Annotated in this window: 21 protein-coding genes and 1 tRNA gene; all 22 read right to left on the bottom strand. The window is 55.3% G+C overall.

Annotation, left to right across the window (positions count from 1 at the left end):
* Positions 1 to 3: 3 nt before the first annotated feature.
* The 22 genes from rpsC to tuf (CODIS_RS06310) all read right to left on the bottom strand — a co-directional run bounded on the left by rpsC (position 4) and on the right by tuf (CODIS_RS06310) (position 21852).
* Entirely contained in the window at positions 4 to 687 is a 684-nt protein-coding gene (rpsC, locus tag CODIS_RS06420) for a 30S ribosomal protein S3 (protein WP_069122463.1), read from the bottom strand.
* A gap of 18 nt (positions 688 to 705) precedes the next feature.
* Positions 706 to 1038 (bottom strand): 50S ribosomal protein L22, encoded by a 333-nt coding sequence (gene rplV / locus CODIS_RS06415; RefSeq protein WP_069122460.1) that lies wholly within the window; start codon positions 1036 to 1038, stop codon positions 706 to 708.
* Between the two features lie 14 nt (positions 1039 to 1052).
* Positions 1053 to 1322, bottom strand: coding sequence for a 30S ribosomal protein S19 (rpsS, locus tag CODIS_RS06410; RefSeq protein WP_069122457.1), 270 nt, complete (start codon positions 1320 to 1322; stop codon positions 1053 to 1055).
* A gap of 19 nt (positions 1323 to 1341) precedes the next feature.
* The gene (gene rplB, locus CODIS_RS06405) at positions 1342 to 2169 is read right to left on the bottom strand and encodes a 50S ribosomal protein L2 (protein WP_069122454.1); all 828 of its coding nucleotides are present in this window, start codon (positions 2167 to 2169) and stop codon (positions 1342 to 1344) included.
* A gap of 23 nt (positions 2170 to 2192) precedes the next feature.
* Positions 2193 to 2489 carry a 50S ribosomal protein L23 gene (gene rplW, locus CODIS_RS06400; protein ID WP_069122451.1) on the bottom strand — a complete coding sequence of 99 codons (297 nt, stop codon included), beginning with the start codon at positions 2487 to 2489 and terminating at the stop codon, positions 2193 to 2195.
* Entirely contained in the window at positions 2486 to 3097 is a 612-nt protein-coding gene (gene rplD / locus CODIS_RS06395) for a 50S ribosomal protein L4 (RefSeq protein WP_069122943.1), read from the bottom strand. The genes rplW and rplD overlap by 4 nt, the downstream gene beginning before the upstream one ends.
* A 5-nt stretch (positions 3098 to 3102) precedes the next feature.
* The gene (gene rplC / locus CODIS_RS06390; protein WP_069122448.1) at positions 3103 to 3753 is read right to left on the bottom strand and encodes a 50S ribosomal protein L3; all 651 of its coding nucleotides are present in this window, start codon (positions 3751 to 3753) and stop codon (positions 3103 to 3105) included.
* Positions 3754 to 3764: 11 nt separating this feature from the next.
* A complete protein-coding gene (gene rpsJ / locus CODIS_RS06385; protein ID WP_069122444.1) occupies positions 3765 to 4076 on the bottom strand; it encodes a 30S ribosomal protein S10 in 312 nt (103 codons plus the stop codon).
* Positions 4077 to 4082: 6 nt separating this feature from the next.
* Positions 4083 to 5273 carry an elongation factor Tu gene (gene tuf, locus CODIS_RS06380; RefSeq protein ID WP_069122405.1) on the bottom strand — a complete coding sequence of 397 codons (1191 nt, stop codon included), beginning with the start codon at positions 5271 to 5273 and terminating at the stop codon, positions 4083 to 4085.
* Positions 5274 to 5292: 19 nt separating this feature from the next.
* On the bottom strand, positions 5293 to 7389 hold the full coding sequence (gene fusA, locus CODIS_RS06375) for an elongation factor G (RefSeq protein WP_069122441.1): 2097 nt from the start codon (positions 7387 to 7389) through the stop codon (positions 5293 to 5295).
* A gap of 50 nt (positions 7390 to 7439) precedes the next feature.
* On the bottom strand, positions 7440 to 7910 hold the full coding sequence (gene rpsG, locus CODIS_RS06370) for a 30S ribosomal protein S7 (RefSeq protein ID WP_069122437.1): 471 nt from the start codon (positions 7908 to 7910) through the stop codon (positions 7440 to 7442).
* A gap of 44 nt (positions 7911 to 7954) precedes the next feature.
* Complete coding sequence (gene rpsL / locus CODIS_RS06365) at positions 7955 to 8329, bottom strand: 30S ribosomal protein S12 (RefSeq protein ID WP_069122434.1); 375 nt, start codon at positions 8327 to 8329, stop codon at positions 7955 to 7957.
* 260 nt (positions 8330 to 8589) lie between these two features.
* A complete protein-coding gene (gene rpoC / locus CODIS_RS06360; RefSeq protein ID WP_069122431.1) occupies positions 8590 to 12804 on the bottom strand; it encodes a DNA-directed RNA polymerase subunit beta' in 4215 nt (1404 codons plus the stop codon).
* A 41-nt stretch (positions 12805 to 12845) separates the two neighbouring features.
* Positions 12846 to 16922: a DNA-directed RNA polymerase subunit beta gene (gene rpoB / locus CODIS_RS06355; RefSeq protein ID WP_069122939.1), complete on the bottom strand. Its 4077-nt coding sequence runs from the start codon at positions 16920 to 16922 to the stop codon at positions 12846 to 12848.
* A gap of 239 nt (positions 16923 to 17161) precedes the next feature.
* Entirely contained in the window at positions 17162 to 17542 is a 381-nt protein-coding gene (gene rplL, locus CODIS_RS06350) for a 50S ribosomal protein L7/L12 (RefSeq protein ID WP_069122428.1), read from the bottom strand.
* 55 nt (positions 17543 to 17597) lie between these two features.
* Complete coding sequence (gene rplJ / locus CODIS_RS06345) at positions 17598 to 18125, bottom strand: 50S ribosomal protein L10 (RefSeq protein ID WP_069122425.1); 528 nt, start codon at positions 18123 to 18125, stop codon at positions 17598 to 17600.
* Between the two features lie 248 nt (positions 18126 to 18373).
* Complete coding sequence (rplA, locus tag CODIS_RS06335) at positions 18374 to 19069, bottom strand: 50S ribosomal protein L1 (RefSeq protein ID WP_069122419.1); 696 nt, start codon at positions 19067 to 19069, stop codon at positions 18374 to 18376.
* Positions 19070 to 19072: 3 nt separating this feature from the next.
* Complete coding sequence (gene rplK / locus CODIS_RS06330; RefSeq protein WP_069122416.1) at positions 19073 to 19507, bottom strand: 50S ribosomal protein L11; 435 nt, start codon at positions 19505 to 19507, stop codon at positions 19073 to 19075.
* A gap of 81 nt (positions 19508 to 19588) precedes the next feature.
* Positions 19589 to 20122 carry a transcription termination/antitermination protein NusG gene (gene nusG / locus CODIS_RS06325; protein WP_069122414.1) on the bottom strand — a complete coding sequence of 178 codons (534 nt, stop codon included), beginning with the start codon at positions 20120 to 20122 and terminating at the stop codon, positions 19589 to 19591.
* 9 nt (positions 20123 to 20131) lie between these two features.
* Positions 20132 to 20506 carry a preprotein translocase subunit SecE gene (secE, locus tag CODIS_RS06320; RefSeq protein ID WP_069122408.1) on the bottom strand — a complete coding sequence of 125 codons (375 nt, stop codon included), beginning with the start codon at positions 20504 to 20506 and terminating at the stop codon, positions 20132 to 20134.
* Positions 20507 to 20527: 21 nt separating this feature from the next.
* Positions 20528 to 20603: transfer RNA gene (locus CODIS_RS06315), tRNA-Trp, on the bottom strand.
* A 58-nt stretch (positions 20604 to 20661) separates the two neighbouring features.
* Positions 20662 to 21852, bottom strand: coding sequence for an elongation factor Tu (tuf, locus tag CODIS_RS06310; protein WP_069122405.1), 1191 nt, complete (start codon positions 21850 to 21852; stop codon positions 20662 to 20664).
* Positions 21853 to 21880 lie beyond the last annotated feature (28 nt).

Raw genomic sequence — 21880 nt, 5'->3', positions numbered from 1 at the left:
TGCTTACGACCTCTTACCCGACGAGGTAGTCTTGGTTTCTACTTCAACTTCCTCATTATCACCGTAGACTTCACCTTTGAAGACCCAAACCTTGACACCGATGATACCGTAGGTTGTATTCGCTTCAGCAAAACCGTAATCGATATCCGCACGCAGCGTATGCAATGGTACACGCCCCTCCCGATACCATTCGGAACGTGCAATTTCAGCACCGTTGAGTCGTCCACTGATATGGACCTTGATACCCTCGGCACCGAGTCGCATGGCGTTCTGTACAGCCCGCTTCATAGCGCGCCTGAACATGACACGCCTTTCCAGCTGCTGGGCAATACTCTCACCGACCAACTGAGCATCAAGTTCCGGCTTGCGGATCTCCTCAATGCTCATGTGTACGGGAATCCCCATCATGCCGGACACTTCGGATCTCAAAGCATCGATATCCTCGCCCTTTTTGCCGATTACCAGTCCTGGTCGTGCCGTGTGGACGGTAATGTGGGCATTATTCGCCGGACGATCGATCTGTATTCGACTGACTGACGCCTGTGACAGCTTCTTTTTCAAAAAATCTCTGACTACAAGATCATTGTTCAACAGATCCGCGTAGTGCTTGGAATCCGCGTACCACTTGGAAGTCCAGTCTTTTACAATGCCAAGACGTATCCCGGTTGGATGTACTTTTTGACCCATTTCGGCCTCTCTTGCCTGTTACTTTTCCGCCACAGTCACATTGATGTGACTGGTGCGTTTGAGAATCCTGGTTGCACGCCCTTTGGCACGTGCGCGAATACGCTTCATGGTCGGCCCTTCATCGACACTGACGGCTGCCACCTTCAATTCATCGATGTCCGCACCATCATTGTGCTCTGCATTGGCAATCGCCGATTCAAGCACCTTTTTTACCAGCCCGGCACCTTTCTTCTTACTGAACGACAGAATATCAAGGGCCTGTTCTACGGGAAGGCCGCGAATCTGATCGGCGATCAGTCGCCCCTTCTGAGCCGAAATCCGGGCATGACGCAATTTTGCTGTAGTCTGCATCGTCACTTCCTCTACTAGGACTTCTTATCAGCGGCGTGGCCACGATAAGTGCGGGTCAGCGCAAACTCACCCAGCTTGTGTCCGACCATGTTCTCGGATATCAAGACCGGAACATGCTGCTTGCCGTTGTATACAGCGATCGTCAGTCCCACCATTTCCGGCGCCACGAGAGATCTGCGTGACCAGGTCTTGATGGGACGTTTGTTGTTCTGGGCTACCGCCTCATCCACCTTCTTCATCAAATGGTGGTCAATGAATGGGCCTTTTCTGATTGAACGTGGCACGACTCTAACCCCTAATCAATTATTTACGGTTTCTACGGCGCACAATCATCTTGTTTGTGCGTTTGTTGGTACGGGTTTTATACCCTTTGGTCGGCACACCCCATGGCGATACCGGATGACGGCCGCCCGAGGTACGACCTTCACCACCACCATGCGGATGATCAACAGGGTTCATGACAACACCACGCACAGTCGGGCGTATACCCTTCCAACGTGTGGCTCCCGCTTTGCCTAATGAGCGCAGCGTGTGCTCGGAGTTTGAAACCTCACCGATAACTGCTCGGCAATCAGCGAGGACCTTGCGCATTTCACCAGAGCGGAGACGCAGGGTGGCGTACTCGCCTTCCCGTGCCACCAGTTGCACCGATGCACCGGCGGAACGTGCAAGCTGGGCACCCTTGCCTGGTTTCATCTCGATACAATGCACCACGGAACCCATCGGCATGTTCCTCAACGGCAAGCAGTTACCCACCTTGATCGCCACACCTGACCCTGATTCGACCTGGTCACCCACATGCAGGTTGCTGGGCGCGATGATGTAGGCACGCTCGCCGTCTGCATAACGGATCAGTGCAATATGCGCGGTCCGATTCGGATCATATTCAAGGCGTTCAACTGTTGCCGGAATACCTTCCTTGTTGCGCTTGAAATCGATGATGCGGTAGCGCTGCTTATGTCCACCGCCACGATGACGCGTAGTGATACGACCGTTATTGTTACGCCCGCCAGTTTTACTCTTTTTTGCCACCAATGGACCATAGGGAGCACCCTTATGGAGTTCATCGTTGACGACCTTGACCAAAAATCTGCGGCCTGCGGAGGTCGGTTTTGTTTTAACGACTGCCATAATCCAAATCCTATCTTATTTGTTCATGCACCGGCCGCGAAATCGATGTCGTTACCCGGCTTGAGACGAACATATGCCTTTTTCCAGTCAGAACGTTTGCCGTTGATCTGGCCAAAGCGTTTGGTCTTACCTTTGCAATTCACGACCTGCACCCGCTCGACTTCGACCTCAAACAGCTTTTCGACCGCCTGTGCGATCTCCCGCTTGGTCGCATCGGTTGCAACGCGAAAGGTGTATTGCTGGTTGGCATCGGCAACCACGCTGCTCTTCTCAGATACCACGGGACTCAGAAGAACCTTCATGAGACGCTCGTTATTCATGCCAGTCGCTCCTCAAGTTTCTTCACTGCGCTCTCGGTAACCAACACCTTCTCATAAGCCACCAGACTTACCGGATCGATCTCATCGATATCACGCACATCGACACCATAGAGGTTCCTGGATGCCAGATAGAGGTTCTCATCCCGATCGGGAGTCACGACCAATACATCGCTCAGTTCCATGCCCTTCAGCTTCTCGACCAACTCCTTGGTTTTGGGCTTGGAAACGCTGATTTCATCCACCACGACCAGTCTCTCCTGTCGATTGAGCCCAGAGAGAATCGAGCGAATCGCGCCGCGGTACATCTTACGGTTGATCTTCTGGGCGTAACTGCGCGGGGAAGCCGCGAAGTTCACGCCGCCACTGCGCCAGATCGGGCTGCGATTGGTACCGGCGCGCGCGCGTCCAGTACCCTTTTGACGGAAAGGCTTGGCGCCGCCACCGGCAACTGCAGAGCGGTTTTTCTGTGCCTTGGTGCCGGCACGGGCACCTGCCATGTAGGCCGATACCACCTGATGCACCAGTGATTGCTTAAACTCTGCACCGAAGACCTCGTCAGAGACCTTCAGCGTTTGTGCACCTACTGCTGTTTGTACATTGAGTTCCATCAGACTCACCCTTTATTAATCATCTTCACAGCGGGGGTGATAATCAGATCACCACCTTTGGAGCCTGGCACAGAGCCCTTGACCAACAACAGGTTACGCTCCGCATCGACGCGCACGACTTCCAGATTCTGCTGGCAGCGCTGTACTGCACCCATCTGTCCGGCCATCTTCTTGCCTTTGAATACACGACCCGGTGTCTGACACTGTCCGATCGATCCGGGTGCACGATGTGACAACGAGTTGCCGTGAGTGGCATCCTGCATGCGGAAGTTATGGCGCTTAACACCACCTTGATATCCCTTACCCTGGGATCGTCCACGTACATCGACTATCTGTCCAGCCTCGAACCGGTCAGCCTTGATTTCACTGCCCACTTCAATGCCGTCGATGTCGGATTCCTCGGCACGGAACTCCCATACACCACGTCCGGCCTCGATGCCTGCTTTCGCAAAATGGCCTGAAGCGGGCTTGTTCACACGCGAGCTCTTACGATCACCGGTGGTAACCTGAATAGCCAGGTAACCATCAGTCTCGTCACTTTTCATTTGCGTGACACGGTTGGGTTCAACCTCAATCACCGTAACCGGGATGGATTCTCCCTGCTCGGTAAATATCCTGGTCATTCCTGCCTTCCGGCCGACTACTCCAATCGCCATCGTTGTTAACCTCAGTTCAGTTTGATCTGCACGTCGACGCCGGCAGCCAAATCGAGCTTCATCAGCGCATCCACGGTCTTGTCAGTCGGCTCGACGATATCGAGCAGACGTTTGTGGGTGCGAATCTCATATTGATCACGCGCATCTTTGTTGACATGCGGTGAAATCAAAATGGTATATCGCTCATTCTTTGTCGGCAGCGGAATAGGACCACGCACATGTGCGCCGGTACGCTTGGCGGTCTCCACTATCTCACGGGCAGATTGATCAATCAGTCGATGATCAAATGCTTTCAGACGAATTCGTATTCTCTGGTTAGCCATTATCACTTACTCGATAATTTTGGATACCACACCGGCACCCACGGTCCGGCCGCCTTCGCGAATCGCAAAACGAAGTCCCTCTTCCATCGCGATCGGCGCGATCAGCTTCACGACCATCTTCACGTTGTCGCCAGGCATCACCATCTCCACCCCCTCCGGCAGGTCACAGGCACCCGTCACGTCGGTGGTCCGGAAATAAAACTGCGGACGATAGTTGCTGAAAAACGGCGTATGACGACCACCCTCATCCTTGCTCAGCACATATACCTCACACTCAAAATGGGTGTGCGGCGTGATCGATCCCGGATGCGCCAGTACCTGGCCGCGCTCCACCTCGTCTCGCTTGGTGCCACGCAGCAATACGCCCACGTTGTCTCCCGCCTCGCCCTGATCCAGCAGCTTGCGGAACATCTCAACCCCGGTACAGGTGGTCTTGGTGGTCTCCTTGATACCGACAATCTCGATCTCTTCTCCCACCTTGATCACACCGCGCTCAACACGCCCGGTCACCACCGTGCCGCGTCCCGAAATCGAGAACACGTCCTCAATCGGCATCAGAAACGCACCGTCCACCGCACGCTCAGGCTCCGGAATGTAGGTGTCCAGCGCCTCCACCAGCTTGTCGATCGACTGGCTGCCAATCTCCGAGGTGTCGCCTTCCAGCGCCTTCAGCGCCGAACCCACGATGATCGGGGTGTCGTCGCCGGGAAATTCGTAGCTGTCCAGCAGCTCACGCACTTCCATCTCCACCAGCTCCAGCAGCTCCTCGTCGTCCACCATGTCCGCCTTGTTCAGGTAGACCACAATGTACGGCACGCCAACCTGACGCGACAGCAGAATGTGCTCACGGGTCTGCGGCATCGGCCCGTCCGCCGCCGATACCACCAGGATCGCGCCGTCCATCTGCGCCGCACCCGTGATCATGTTCTTCACGTAGTCGGCGTGGCCCGGACAGTCCACGTGCGCGTAGTGACGCGACTCCGACTCGTACTCCACGTGCGAGGTCGCAATCGTGATGCCGCGCTCTTTCTCCTCCGGCGCGTTGTCAATCTGGTCAAAGGCACGTTGCTCGCCGCCGAATTTGGCCGCTTGTACCGTGGTGATGGCCGCCGTCAGCGTGGTCTTGCCGTGGTCTACATGACCAATCGTGCCCACATTGACATGCGGCTTTGTGCGTTCGAATTTTTCCTTGGACACAGTGCTACCCCTATACCCGTTACTGTTTCTTGATGATGGCGTCGGCGATATTTGCCGGCACCTCTGAATATTTGGCGAACTCCATGCTGTAGTTCGCACGACCCTGTGTGGCCGAGCGCAGATCGGTGGCGTAGCCGAACATCTCGGAGAGCGGCACTTCGGCCTTGATCTGCCTGCCTGCAGGCGTGTCATCCATACCCTGCACGATCCCGCGACGACTGTTGAGATCGCCCATCACATCGCCCATATACTCTTCCGGTGTGATGACTTCCACCTTCATCATCGGTTCGAGCAGGACAGGCTTCGCCTTGGCGGCACCCTCCTTGAAACACATGGAGCCGGCGATCTTGAAGGCCATTTCACTGGAGTCGACATCGTGGTAGGAACCATCATAGAGGGTGACTTTCACGTCCACTACAGGATAACCGGCTTTGATGCCGTTGCCCATGGCCTCCTGCACACCCTTGTCGACCGCAGGGATATATTCGCGGGGAACCGCGCCACCCACGATCTCATTCGCGAATTCATAGCCGGAACCCGCCTCCTGGGGCTCGATGCGCAGGTAGACATGACCGAACTGGCCGCGACCACCGGACTGACGTACGAACTTGCCTTCCTGCTCGATGGAGCTGCGAATGGTCTCGCGGTAGGCCACCTGAGGTGCGCCCACATTGGCCTCCACCTTGAATTCACGCTTCATGCGATCGACGATGATATCGAGATGCAACTCGCCCATACCGGAGATGATGGTCTGACCCGATTCCTCGTCGGAGCTGACCCGGAAGGATGGATCCTCCTGCGCCAGCTTGGAGAGTGCGATACCCATCTTCTCCTGGTCGCCCTTGGTCCTGGGCTCCACCGCAACCGAGATGACCGGCTCGGGGAACTCCATACGCTCCAGGGTGATCGGCTTGTCAATGGCACACAGGGTATCACCGGTCGTGACGTCCTTCAGACCGACTGCCGCGGCAATATCGCCTGCCAGCACCTCTTTGATCTCCTCCCGGGAGTTGGAGTGCATCTGCAGGATACGACCAATACGCTCTTTTTTGCCCTTTACCGGATTGAACACAGAGTCACCCGACTTGAGCACACCTGAATAGACCCTGAAGAAAGTCAAAGTACCGACGAATGGATCTGTCGCAACCTTGAATGCCAGAGCGGCGAACGGCGCATTGTCATCAGAGGGCCGAGACTCTTCAGTCCCCTCATCATCATCCAGCAGACCGGTTATCGCCGGCACGTCCACAGGAGACGGCATGACCTCAATGATTTTATCAAGTACGGCCTGAACGCCTTTGTTCTTAAAAGCCGAGCCGCAAGTTACCGGCACAATCTCGAGTCGCAGGGTACGCTCACGCAGACCGGTTAGAATCTCTTCTTCTGAAAGATCACCTTCTTCCAGATATTTTTCCATCAATTCGTCGGTTCCCTCCGCAGCCGCCTCAACCATGTGCTCACGCCACTCATCACATGTATCCTGCAGATCGGCGGGGATATCAGTGTACTCAAACTGAGCACCCATATTCTCCTCGCTCCAAACGATTGATTTCATCTTAATGAGGTCGATAACGCCCTTGAAGCCCTCTTCAGCACCAACAGGCACTTGAATCGGGACCGCATTTGCGCCCAGACGGTCTTTCAGATGGCCGACAACACGAAAGAAATCCGCACCCATACGGTCCATCTTGTTGACAAATGCCATACGGGGAACATTGTACTTATTGGCCTGACGCCAAACAGTTTCGGATTGAGGTTCGACGCCGCCTACGGCGCAAAGCACAAATACCGCGCCGTCAAGCACACGCAGAGAACGTTCCACTTCGATGGTGAAGTCGACATGCCCGGGGGTATCGATGATATTGAAGCGGTGCTCGGGGAATTGTTGAGCCATACCGCTCCAGAAACAGGTCGTGGCCGCGGAAGTGATGGTGATACCACGCTCCTGCTCCTGCTCCATCCAATCCATGGTAGCCGCACCATCGTGCACCTCACCAATCTTGTGAGACACACCAGTATAGTAGAGCACACGCTCTGTCGTTGTCGTCTTGCCAGCATCGATGTGCGCCATGATACCGATATTGCGATAGCGCTCGATAGGAGTTTTCCGTGCCACGTTACAAACCTGTTTTTTAAAGAGCTAAGTTAGAGTTAATTAAGTTTCGCTTACCAGCGATAGTGTGAAAATGCCTTGTTCGCCTCGGCCATTCGGTGGGTGTCATCTTTCTTTTTGACCGCCGCACCCTTGTTCTCCGAAGCATCCAGCAGCTCACCCGCCAGGCGATAAGCCATCGATTTCTCGCTGCGCTTACGTGATGCCTCGATCAACCAGCGCATCGCCAGCGAGTTGCGGCGATTGGGACGAACCTCGACCGGAACCTGATAGGTTGCGCCGCCGACACGGCGTGACTTGACTTCCACCAGCGGACGCACGTTCTCAAGCGCCGTCTCCAGCAGATCAAGCGGCTCACCACCGCGCTTATCGACCACCGTGTCCAATGCACCGTAGAGGATCTTTTCCGCTACCGATTTTTTACCGTCCTGCATCACCATGTTGATGAATTTGGCCAATAGCTCGCTTCCATACTTGGGATCGGGCAGTGTTTCACGCCGCGCTGCAACTCGTCTTCTTGGCATTGCTCTATCTCAAACTCGTTGAATTCTGTCTGACCAGCAGACCGTTAACTTTTCGGACGCTTCGCGCCGTACTTGGATCGACCTTGACGCCGCTTCTCGACACCCGAAGTATCGAGGCTGCCGCGCACCACATGATAGCGAACACCTGGCAAGTCCTTTACACGACCGCCACGAATCAGTACCACCGAGTGCTCCTGCAGATTGTGCCCCTCACCACCGATATAACTCGAAACCTCATAACCGTTGGTCAGCCTGACACGAGCAACCTTACGCAACGCGGAGTTGGGTTTTTTCGGTGTAGTGGTATAGACACGGGTGCAGACGCCACGTCGCTGCGGACAGGCATCCAGCGCCGGCACATTACTCTTTTGTACTTTACGTTTCCTGGGCTTGCGCACCAGTTGGTTGATTGTCGCCATCTATTCCGTCTCCAGGGACGTGATGTTTGTACTTTGCATAAAAAAAACCGGAGAAGCCGAATCCTTTCTGCTGATACCGAGACAACAGAAAGTGAAAGCAATTTCTCTGGTCAGAATAAGCCTTGCTCAACAACGTCTTAAACGAATTATTGAGAGGCAGAAACGAGAGGCCGGCAATGGCCGGCCTGTCTAAGGAGCGCGCATTCTATGCCCGCTCCACCCGGTTGTCAAGGGACTGTCATGAAATCCCTGTCGAACAGCTACTCCGATTCGGGGGTATTGAGCGCTTCCTTGAACGCCTGTTCCACCTCTTCCACAACCAGCTCGGGTTTCGCCTCAGACGCCATCAGCTCCTCGTGACGCCTACGGTGACGCTCGGTGTGGTAGGAGAGCCCTGTGCCGGAGGGTATCAGGCGTCCCACGATGACGTTCTCTTTCAATCCATTCAGACGATCCGACAGGCCGCGCACCGCCGCCTCCGTCAGAACCCGGGTCGTTTCCTGGAAGGATGCCGCAGAGATAAACGACTCAGTAGCCAGAGATGCCTTGGTGATACCGAGCAACAAGGGCTCATACAATGCAGGGTGTTTCTCCTCACCACGCAGTTTTTCCGCCTCTTCCAGCAATGCGGACTTCTCCACCTGTTCTCCCTTGAGGAAGCGGCCGTCACCGGTTGCCGTGACTTCGACCTTGCGCAGCATCTGGCGAATGATCACCTCGATATGCTTGTCGTTGATCTTCACACCCTGCAAGCGGTAGACGTCCTGAATCTCTTTTACCAGATACTCGGCAAGATCTGTCACACCTTTCAGGCGCAGGATGTCATGGGGGTTGAGCTCGCCATCCGAGATGGTCTCCCCTTTCTCTACATGCTCACCTTCGAACACGTTCACATGCCGCCACTTTGGAATCAGCTCTTCGTGATGCTCACCTTCCGAATCGGTGATGACGAGTCGCTGCTTACCTTTCGTATCCTTGCCAAAACTGACAGTACCCGTAGCCTCTGCCAAAATCGCTGGATCCTTGGGTTTACGCGCTTCGAACAGGTCGGCGACACGGGGCAGACCACCTGTGATATCACGGGTCTTGGATGACTCTTGAGGTATGCGGGCAAGTACGTCACCAACCCCTACATCAGCCCCATCCTGCACATTCACCACCGCGTTGGCGGGCAGATAGTAGTGTGCCGGGATGTCGGTACCGGCAATATTGAGGTCCTTACCCTTGGCATCCACCAGCTTGACCATCGGCCGAATGTCTTTACCCGCCGCAGGACGCTGCTTGGGATCGATAACCTCGAGGGAACTCAATCCCGTCACCTCATCGGTCTTCTTCTGCACCGTCACGCCATCGACAAAATCCTCAAACCGCAACACGCCCGCCACTTCGGTAATAACCGGGTGGGTATGGGGATCCCAGTTGGCTACTATTTGACCGCCATCCACTGCAGTACCGTCGTCGATCTGCAGAGTCGCACCGTAGGGAACCTTATAGCGCTCTCTCTCGCGGCCCACCTCATCGACTACCGTCAATTCACCGGAACGAGAGGTCGCCACCAGATGTCCGCTCGAGTGCTTGACTGTCTTGATATTATGCAACCTTACTGTACCGGCAGCCTTTACCTGAATATTGTTCACAGAAGCTGCACGCGAAGCGGCACCACCTATATGGAAGGTCCGCATGGTCAACTGAGTACCCGGTTCACCAATCGACTGCGCCGCGATGACACCCACCGACTCACCTCGATTCACCAGATGTCCCCGCGCCAGATCACGGCCATAGCACTTGGAACAGACACCCACTTTTGCATCACAGGTGATTGCGGAACGCACTTTGACCTGATCGACACCTGCCGCCTCGAGTCTTTCCACACCCTCTTCATCCAACATCACCCCGGCATCGCAGACCACTTCATCACTGTTTGGACGATAGACAGGCACGGCGGTGACACGGCCGAGAATCCGCTCGCGCAACGGCTCGACGACATCGCCACCCTCGATAATAGGCTGCATCAGCAACCCCTCTTCGGTACCGCAATCCTCTTCAAGCACCACCATGTCCTGGGCCACGTCCACCAGACGCCGTGTCAGATAACCCGAATTGGCGGTTTTCAACGCCGTATCAGCCAGACCTTTTCGGGCACCATGGGTAGAGATGAAGTACTGCAAAACATCGAGACCCTCACGGAAGTTCGCCGTAATCGGGGTTTCTATGATGGAGCCATCAGGTTTCGCCATCAGACCACGCATACCCGCCAGCTGACGGATCTGGGCGGCAGAGCCACGGGCTCCGGAATCGGCCATCATGTAGACCGAGTTAAAGGAGTCCTGCTCCACATCGTTACCGTCGCGATCGACCACCTTCTCCTTGCCCAGCTTGGACATCATCGCCTTTGCCACCTGGTCATTGGTGTGGGACCAGATATCGACCACCTTGTTATAGCGTTCGCCATTGGTGACCAAACCGGAGGTGTACTGATTCTCGATCTCTTTCACCTCGGCCTCGGCCTGGCTTAGGATCTGACTCTTCTCCTCTGGCACCACCATGTCATTGGAACAGAAAGAGACCGCGGCGCGGGTGGCGAAGCGGAATCCCATATACATCAGTTGATCGGCAAAGATGACTGTATCCTTCAAACCCAACCTGCGATAACAGGCGTTGATCAGGTTCGAGATCACCTTTTTACCCATCGGCTGGTCCGCCAGCGCAAAGGGCAGACCTTTTGGAACGATATCGAATACCAGGGTCCGGCCGATGGTAGTGGAGAATACCTGGACGCTCTCGTCCCTGTTTCCATCTTCGTCGACGATTACCTCGTTCAGGCGTACTTTAACCCTTGCCTGCAGATCGACAGCGCCTGACTCATAGGCACGCTTGGCCTCTTTGATGTCACTGAAGACTGACCCCTCGCCTTTGGCATTGACCCGTTCACGGGTCATGAAGTAGAGACCCAACACCACATCCTGAGAGGGAACGATGATGGGATCGCCATTGGCGGGAGACAGAATATTGTTGGTCGACATCATCAGGCTGCGCGCCTCGAGCTGGGCCTCAAGCGAGAGCGGCACATGGACCGCCATCTGATCACCGTCGAAGTCGGCATTGAATGCAGTACAGACCAATGGGTGGAGCTGGATCGCCTTACCTTCGATCAGCACAGGTTCGAAGGCCTGAATACCGAGTCGGTGCAGGGTCGGTGCACGGTTCAGCATCACCGGGTGCTCGCGGATCACCTCTTCCAGGATATCCCAGACATCGCCGGTGCCACTCTCCACAAGTTTCTTCGCTGCTTTGATTGTCGTGGCCAGTCCACGCAGTTGCAGCTTACTGAAGATAAAGGGCTTGAACAGTTCCAGCGCCATCCGCTTCGGTAGACCGCACTGATGCAGTTTCAGGGTCGGACCCACCACGATGACCGAACGCCCGGAATAGTCGACACGCTTGCCGAGCAGGTTCTGACGGAAGCGGCCCTGCTTGCCCTTGATCATATCCGCCAAAGATTTCAGCGGGCGCCGGTTGGTACCGGTAATGGCGCGCCCACGGCGTCCGTTATCGAGCAGCGCATCCACCGATTCCTGCAGCATGCGTTTTTCGTTGCGCACGATGATGTCCGGTGCGTTAAGATCCAGCAGCCTTTTCAGCCTGTTGTTCCGATTGATCACCCGCCGATAGAGGTCATTCAGGTCTGAGGTGGCGAATCGACCGCCATCCAGGGGGACCAGCGGACGCAATTCCGGTGGCAACACAGGGAGAACGGTCATTACCATCCACTCCGGACGGTTGCCTGATTCGTTCAGGGATTCAAGCAGTTTCAACCGCTTGGTGAACTTCTTGATCTTTGTCTCCGAGTTGGTACCTTCGATATCCTCGCGCAGACGCTTGATCTCTTCCGGGATATCAATGGTCTTCAACAACTCATAGACCGCCTCCGCCCCCATACGGGCATCGAATTCGTCTCCGTTCTCCTCGATGGCGTCCAAATACTGTTCGTCAGTCAACAACTGACCACGCTCAAGCGGGGTCATGCCCGGGTCGACGACCACAAAAGACTCGAAATAGAGTACCCGCTCGATATCACGCAGGGTCATATCCATCAATAAACCGATACGCGACGGCAAGGACTTGAGGAACCAGATATGGGCCACCGGACTGGCAAGCTCAATATGTCCCATGCGCTCGCGCCGCACCTTGGCCAGAGTGACCTCTACGCCACACTTTTCGCACACCACGCCCCGGTGCTTGAGCCGCTTGTACTTGCCGCACAGGCACTCATAGTCACTGACCGGACCGAAGATCTTGGCACAGAACAGACCATCCCGTTCCGGCTTGAAGGTACGATAGTTGATGGTCTCCGGCTTTTTAACTTCGCCATAGGACCAGGAACGGATCATATCCGGTGATGCCAGACCGATGCGGATAGCATCGAAGTCTTCGGTCTGACCCTGCTGCTTTAGAATATTCAGTAGATCTTTCAAGATCGTCTCTCCTGCATTCGGTTACTGACCAGGGTCAGTCCTCAGTCCTGTTCCAGTTCTATGTTGATGCCCAGCGAACGGATCTCTTTGACCAGTACGTTGAACGACTCGGGCATCCCAGCTTCCATCTGATGGTTACCATCCACGATGTTCTTGTACATGCGGGTACGGCCGTTGACATCGTCCGACTTGACGGTAAGCATCTCCTGCAAGGTATAGGCAGCACCATAGGCCTCCAGTGCCCACACCTCCATCTCACCGAATCGCTGGCCACCAAACTGCGCCTTACCGCCCAAGGGCTGCTGGGTTACCAGGCTGTAGGGACCGGTGGAGCGTGCATGCATCTTATCGTCGACCAGGTGATTCAGCTTCAACATGTACATATAGCCAACCGTTACCTCGCGTTCAAACGGGTCTCCGGTTCGGCCGTCGAACAGCTTGCATTGACCGCTCTCCGGCAATCCTGCCAGTTCCAGCATATGCTTGACTTCTGATTCGTGGGCACCATCGAACACCGGCGTTGCCATCGGCACACCTTGTCTGAGGTTTTGGCACATTGCCACCACTTCATCATCGTTCAATGACTTGATATCCTCGGATTTGCCACTGGTGTTGTAGACCTTCTCGAGAAACTTACGCAGTTCCACGATCTTGCCCTGGGCATCCAACAGAGCGCCGATCTGACGCCCTACACCCTTGGCCGCGAAACCGAGATGGGTCTCGAGCACCTGCCCCACATTCATTCGAGAGGGGACGCCAAGGGGGTTGAGCACGATATCCACCGGCTCGCCATTCTCATCGAACGGCATGTCTTCGACAGGTACAATGGTAGAGATAACACCCTTGTTACCATGACGTCCGGCCATCTTGTCGCCCGGTTGAATACGACGCTTTACCGCCACATAGACCTTGACCATTTTCAGTACCCCGGGGGCGAGATCATCCCCGGCGGTCAGTTTGCGTTTTTTCTCTTCGTATTTGTCACGGAAGAGTTCGCGTTGGGCCTTGATCTGCTCGGCAATGGCCTCCAGTTGAGCGGCAGACTCCTCATTGCGTAGACGGATCTCCAACCATTTGTCACGCTCCATCTCGGTAAGATAGCCCTTGGTGACCTTGGCGCCAGCTTTGATCTGGTTGGGACCACCGTCGACGACTTTACTCATCAGCATCTTTTCGACTCGCTGAAAGGTATCATCTTCCATGATGCGCAACTGATCATCGAGATCCTTGCGCACTCGATCCAGCTCCACCTGTTCTATCTGCAGCGCCCGGGCGTCCTTCTCGACACCGTCACGGGTAAAGACCTGAACATCGATGACGGTTCCGACCATTCCGGAAGAGACACGCAGCGAGGTATCTTTAACATCAGACGCCTTCTCGCCGAAGATTGCCCGCAACAGCTTCTCTTCCGGCGTCAGTTGCGATTCACCTTTGGGCGTCACCTTACCGACCAGGATATCCCCTTCACGCACCTCTGCGCCGATATAGACAATACCGGATTCATCCAGTTTCGAGAGTGCCGCTTCACCCACATTCGGGATATCGCCGGTGATCTCTTCAGGACCGAGTTTGGTATCACGGGCCATACAGGTCATCTCTTCAATATGGATCGATGTAAAACGATCCTCCTGTACGACACGCTCCGAGATCAGGATCGAATCCTCGAAGTTGTAGCCATTCCAAGGCATGAAGGCGACCCGTAAATTCTGACCCAGCGCCAGTTCACCCATATCGGTGGACGGACCATCGGCCAATACATCACCCCGGGCAATCACATCACCAACAGTCACCAAAGGCCGTTGGTTGATGCAGGTATTCTGATTTGAGCGGGTGTATTTTGTCAGGTTGTAGATATCGACACCCGGTTCTCCCGCCTCGGTCTCATCGTCGTTGACCCGCACCACGATGCGCGCCGCATCAACCGATTCGATTTCACCGCCACGTTTGGCAACCACGGTAACACCGGAGTCGACCGCCACCACACGTTCGATGCCGGTACCTACCAGGGGCTTTTCAGCGCGAAGAACAGGCACAGCCTGACGCTGCATGTTCGAACCCATCAGCGCCCGGTTGGCATCATCATGCTCCAGGAAAGGTATCAACGAAGCCGCTACAGAGACAATCTGCTTGGGAGAAACGTCGATATATTGCACCTTGTCCGGGCTGGAGAGGGTGAACTCATTCTGGAAACGGGAGGAGACCAGTTCATCCGTCAACATGCCTTTGGTATCGATCGAGGCGTTGGCCTGCGCGATGACGAAGCGCCCCTCTTCGATCGCGGAGAGGTAGTCGATCTGATCGGTCACCCTGCTGTCCACCACCTTGCGGTAGGGAGTCTCCAGGAATCCGTATTTATTGGTGCGCGCATAGACCGCTAACGAGTTGATCAAACCGATGTTGGGTCCTTCAGGCGTCTCGATGGGGCAAACTCGACCGTAATGCGTGGGATGCACATCGCGCACCTCAAAACCGGCCCGTTCCCGCGCCAGACCACCGGGACCGAGGGCAGAAACACGCCGCTTGTGGGTCACCTCGGACAGGGGGTTGTTCTGATCCATAAACTGGGACAGCTGGCTGGAGCCGAAAAACTCCTTAATCGCGGCCGAGACCGGTTTGGCGTTGATCATCTCCTGGGGCATCAGGCCTTCGGACTCGGCCTGAGTCAAACGCTCTTTCACCGCCCGTTCGACGCGTACCAGCCCGACACGGAACTGATTCTCGGCCATCTCGCCGACACAGCGTATGCGACGGTTACCGAGGTGATCGATATCGTCCACCACACCATTGCCGTCACGTATATTGATCAGCTCTTTCAGGACGTCGATGATGTCCTCTTTCGACAACACGCCTTCCCCGACTTCATCCTCCCGGTTTAGACGGCGGTTGAATTTCATTCGACCAACTGCCGATAAATCGTAACGGTCCGAAGTAAAAAAGAGGTTGTTGAACAGGTTCTGCGCGGCCTCTTTGGTCGGCGGCTCACCGGGACGCATCATGCGATAGATTTCAACCTGGGCTTCCAGCTCATTAGTGGTCGGATCGATGCGCAGAGTATCGGAAATGAAGGCCCCGTGATCAAGGTCATTGGTGAACAGTGTATTCAGCTTCTTCACCCCATTCTCGACCAGACGCTCAAACAGCTCATCGGTGATCTCGGTATTGGCTTCAGCAATCAGCTCACCCGTCTCCTTATCGACGACGTTGTGCGCCAGCACCTTGCCGTAAACGAAATCACGGGGCACATCCAGCTTTTTCACGCCGGCCTTTTCAAGGTCGCGTATGTGACGTGCGGTAATACGCCTACCAGCCTCGACTATGACCTTGCTGCTTACCTTGATATCGAAGCTGACCGTCTCGCCACGCAAACGCTCCGGTACCAGATCCACTTTCAGGGTCTTTTTGGTGAGGCTGAAGGTGTCGGTCTCGAAGAACATCTCGAGGATCTGTTCCGCATCGTAACCCAGCGCGCGCAACAGAATAGTCGCGGGCAGCTTGCGCCGGCGATCGATACGCACGAAAACGTTGTCCTTTGGATCGAATTCGAAGTCGAGCCAGGAACCGCGATAGGGAATAACCCGGGCGGAAAATAGCAGTTTGCCGGAGGAGTGGGTCTTTCCGCGATCGTGGTCGAAGAAGACACCGGGAGAGCGGTGCAACTGTGACACGATGACCCGTTCCGTGCCATTGATGACAAAGGTACCGGTGTCGGTCATCAGGGGAAGTTCTCCCATATAGACTTCCTGCTCACGGATATCCTTGACCACCTTGGAGCCCGCAGGTGCCTCTTTATCGTAGATAACCAGACGCACAAGCACACGCAGGGGCGCCGCATAAGTGGTCCCTCGCAGTTGGCACTCCCGAACATCGAATACGGGTTCACCAAGCTTGTAGTTAACATATTCGAGCACTGCATTACCCGAATAGCTGGTAATCGGCATTACCGACTTGAACGCCGCATGTAATCCGATATCCTGTCGATCCTCGGGCGGAACCCCATCCTGTAAAAACCCGCGATATGAATCGATCTGGGTGGCTAAAAGAAACGGTACATCCAGGATGCTGGGTCGTTTACCGAAGTCTTTGCGGATACGCTTTTTTTCGGTGAAAGAATAGGCCATGCTGCCGTCCCTCAGTGTCAAAGGCTTGGTGATTGCGAAGTCAAAATCCGACATCCAGCCGGCTGATGATCAACGCCTATATAATCTAATACCTGAATCGTAATCGGTTCAGTTATACAAGGGGCAATCAATACCATTTCATAGGGATTGAAAACACCCTTGCGACAAGCGGGAAAAGGCCGGCGGCTTACGCCACCAGCCCCAACCGCACCTGTCTGCAGACGATCGAGACGAGAATCTTATTTGATCTCGACTTTGGCGCCCGCCTCTTCCAACTGCTTCTTGGCCTCTTCAGCCTCTTCCTTGCTGATACCTTCCTTCAGCGTGGACGGCGCGCCTTCAACCGCCTCCTTCGCCTCTTTAAGGCCCAGACCGGTCATTCCGCGAACAGCCTTGATGACGGCAATCTTGTTACCGCCGATCTCAGCCAATACCACGTCGAACTCGGTCTTCTCTTCCGCAGCGGCTTCACCGCCGCCTGCTGCCGCTACCGGGGCAGCGGCCACAGCTGCAGCCGCGGATACGCCAAATTTCTCTTCCATTGCCTCGATCAGAGCAACCACGTCCATGACGGACATCTCGGCGATCGCATCGAGGATCTCTTCTTTGGAAACAGCCATTATTGAACTCCTAAAAAAATGTTTTGCACGTTGATGTGTAATAAGTTAAAGCCGATCAGGCCGCCTCTTTGGCGTCCTTGATCGCAGCCACAGTCCGGACCAGCTTGCCAGGCACTTCGTTCAGCGTACGAGTCAGCTTCTCCACCGGCGCCTTCATGACAGCCATCAGCATGCTGATGGCCTGATCATAGGTCGGCATCTTGGCCAGCGCATCGATATCACCGGGTGCAAGCATCTTGCCGCCGATGGATACCAGTTTGACCTCGAGAAGTTTGTGCTCCTTGGCAAAGTCCTTAATGACGCGTGCTGCAGAACCCGGATCCTCCTGGGAGAAGGCGAGGAGCAGAGGCCCCGTCATACCTTCCTGCATACAGGCAAAATCGGTATCCTCGAGAGCGCGCTTGGCGAGCGTGTTTCTCACCACCCGCAGATAGACACCACTATTGCGCGCTTCACGTCGCAGTAGTGTCATCTCTTCAACCGTCAGCCCTCTATATTCAGCCGCTATAGCTGACAATGCGCTGCTCGCTACGTCATTGACTTCGGCAACGATGGCTTTCTTTTGCTTAAGATTAAGTGGCAAAGTCGTTACCTCCTGATAATGGGGAAAATATCATTCCCAAATACTTACATGGCACCTTCGGCGCCACAACCACACGCACACCATCATCAGGATATTCCTGATTGGGGGCGCCCCGTCTGCGCAGGCGGTAATTAAGCATGCCGATCCATGCACCTGCGGTCTTTGACAGCACCGGCCGGGCCGGTACCCCAAAGTTCCAGATCGCTGCCAGGCACTCAGTGCAAGAGCCTGGCAGCGTAATATTTCTATCAAACGGCAAGAGTTGCCTGATCCAGCGTCAATCCAGGCCCCATGGTTGTGGAGACTGTCACCTTTTTCAGATAGACGCCCTTTGCCGAGCTCGGTTTTGCCTTCACCAACGCAGCCAGCAGAGACTCCAGGTTCTCCTTCAATTTCTGCGGTTCGAAATCGGCCTTGCCGATCGAACAGTGAATAATGCCCGCCTTATCGGTACGGTAACGCACCTGCCCGGCCTTGGCATTTTGCACCGCCTCAGCCACATTGGGTGTAACGGTACCGACCTTGGGATTCGGCATCAGGCCACGAGGACCCAGGATCTGTCCCAACTTCCCGACCACGCGCATCGCATCCGGTGAGGCAATCACTACATCAAAATCCAGATTTCCGCCCTTGATCTCATCGGCGAGGTCTTCGAAACCGATCTTGTCGGCACCCGCCTCTTTAGCGGCATCAGCATTTGCACCCTGTGCAAATACGGCAACCCTCACTGTCTTACCGGTGCCGTGAGGCAGCACCGAGGCACCGCGTACGACCTGATCTGATTTGCGCGCATCGACACCCAGGTTGACGCTGACATCCACGGATTCACTGAATTTCACCGTCGATAGCTCTTTCAACAGACTAAAAGCCTCTTCTGCCGGATAGATCTTACCGGCCTCGAGTTTTTCCCGGATCGCCTTGGCCCGTTTCGTTATCTTAGCCATGATCTACTCCACTCCCTCAACATTGAGACCCATCTGCATGGCACTGCCCGCAATGGTGCGAACCGCTGCATCCATATCCGCCGCAGTCAGGTCCGGCATCTTGGTAGTGGCAATCTCCTCAAGCTGCTGGCGGGTAACTGTGCCGACCTTTGTCGTGTTCGGGGTAGAGCTGCCTTTTTGCAATCCCGCTGCCTTTTTCAGCAGCACAGCAGCTGGCGGCGTCTTGGTGATGAAACTGAAAGAGCGATCGTTGTAGACGGTAATCACCACGGGTATGGGCAACCCCTTCTCCACGCTCTGGGTCTTCGCATTGAAGGCCTTGCAGAACTCCATGATATTCACACCGTGCTGACCCAGGGCGGGACCAACCGGCGGACTCGGATTCGCTTCACCAGCTTTCACTTGAAGCTTGATGTAAGCCATTATCTTCTTAGCCATGTTTACCTCTATTATGGGTGCAAACGCCCGGGACTCTCACCCAGGCTCCCCTATTTCACTATGAAAAATCTTTCCGGGTAATCAGCCCTTCTCAACCTGGCCAAACTCCAGGTCCACCGGGGTTGAGCGACCGAAAATCAGTACGGACACCTTCAATCGGCTCTTGTCGTAGTCGACCTCCTCTACAACGCCTGTGAAATCGTTGAAGGGCCCATCGATAACACGTACAACTTCGCCGGGTTCGAACAATACCTTTGGCCGGGGTTTTTCGACCCCCTCCTGTACCCGCTGCAAAATGGCATTCGCTTCCTTTTCGGAGATTGGTGCCGGACGGTCGCCGGTACCGCCGATAAATCCCATCACTTTCGGTACATCCTTGACCAGATGCCAGGTATCGTCGGTCATCTCCATCTGTACCAGCACATAGCCGGGAAAAAATTTGCGCTCACTTTTGCGCTGTTGGCCAGCACGCATCTCCACCACCTCTTCGGTGGGGACGAGAATGTCGCCAAATTTATCCTGCATGCCATAACGTTCAATACGCTCCTTGAGTGAACGCTGGACCTGGGATTCAAAGCCGGAGTAGGCATGGACCACATACCAATGCATTGCCATAACGTCTCCTTATCCAGTTCCGGTCAGCGCCTTGAGGATTGCGCTCAACATCATATCGAACAGCCAGAGTACGATACCCATGATCAGCACCATGACAAATACAATCAGGGTGGTCTGCATCGTCTCTTGGCGACTTGGCCAAACCACCTTGCGCACTTCGACCTTGGAGGAGGAGGCGAACTCCCATACGGTACGGCCCACTGCCGTCGTATAGGCGATAAACGAGGCCACCCCTACCAGGGCCAGCAGACCCAAGACACGCAAAAGTTGTGAATAGCTATCCAGGTAATAGAACCCGTAAATGCCGCTCACAATGATCCCCACCGCCAGCAGAAGCTTGACAGTATCGAGACTCGATGCCTCTACCTGGGACTTCGAATTCATAGTTCCGTATGCCGATATGTATGGCAGGCCAAGAGGGAATCGAACCCCCAACCTGCGGTTTTGGAGACCGCTGCTCTACCAATTGAGCTATTGGCCTTGAAAAAGTAAAAGCGGGGCGGGTCTTCGACCCACCCCGCAGACATCAAATACCGAATTTACTCGATAATTTTGGATACCACACCGGCACCCACGGTCCGGCCGCCTTCGCGAATCGCAAAACGAAGTCCCTCTTCCATCGCGATCGGCGCGATCAGCTTCACGACCATCTTCACGTTGTCGCCAGGCATCACCATCTCCACCCCCTCCGGCAGGTCACAGGCACCCGTCACGTCGGTGGTCCGGAAATAAAACTGCGGACGATAGTTGCTGAAAAACGGCGTATGACGACCACCCTCATCCTTGCTCAGCACATATACCTCACACTCAAAATGGGTGTGCGGCGTGATCGATCCCGGATGCGCCAGTACCTGGCCGCGCTCCACCTCGTCTCGCTTGGTGCCACGCAGCAATACGCCCACGTTGTCTCCCGCCTCGCCCTGATCCAGCAGCTTGCGGAACATCTCAACCCCGGTACAGGTGGTCTTGGTGGTCTCCTTGATACCGACAATCTCGATCTCTTCTCCCACCTTGATCACACCGCGCTCAACACGCCCGGTCACCACCGTGCCGCGTCCCGAAATCGAGAACACGTCCTCAATCGGCATCAGAAACGCACCGTCCACCGCACGCTCAGGCTCCGGAATGTAGGTGTCCAGCGCCTCCACCAGCTTGTCGATCGACTGGCTGCCAATCTCCGAGGTGTCGCCTTCCAGCGCCTTCAGCGCCGAACCCACGATGATCGGGGTGTCGTCGCCGGGAAATTCGTAGCTGTCCAGCAGCTCACGCACTTCCATCTCCACCAGCTCCAGCAGCTCCTCGTCGTCCACCATGTCCGCCTTGTTCAGGTAGACCACAATGTACGGCACGCCAACCTGACGCGACAGCAGAATGTGCTCACGGGTCTGCGGCATCGGCCCGTCCGCCGCCGATACCACCAGGATCGCGCCGTCCATCTGCGCCGCACCCGTGATCATGTTCTTCACGTAGTCGGCGTGGCCCGGACAGTCCACGTGCGCGTAGTGACGCGACTCCGACTCGTACTCCACGTGCGAGGTCGCAATCGTGATGCCGCGCTCTTTCTCCTCCGGCGCGTTGTCAATCTGGTCAAAGGCACGTTGCTCGCCGCCGAATTTGGCCGCTTGTACCGTGGTGATGGCCGCCGTCAGCGTGGTCTTGCCGTGGTCTACATGACCAATCGTGCCCACATTGACATGCGGCTTTGTGCGTTCGAATTTTTCCTTGGACATGAGTGCTCTCCAGGTTCTCTATTTGTAT

The sequence above is a fragment of the Candidatus Thiodiazotropha endolucinida genome, from assembly GCF_001715975.1.
Classification (GTDB): Bacteria; Pseudomonadota; Gammaproteobacteria; order Chromatiales; family Chromatiaceae; genus Thiodiazotropha; species Thiodiazotropha endolucinida.
The sequence above is the reverse complement of the archived record's forward strand: the minus strand, read 5'-3'. Positions and strand labels throughout refer to the sequence as shown.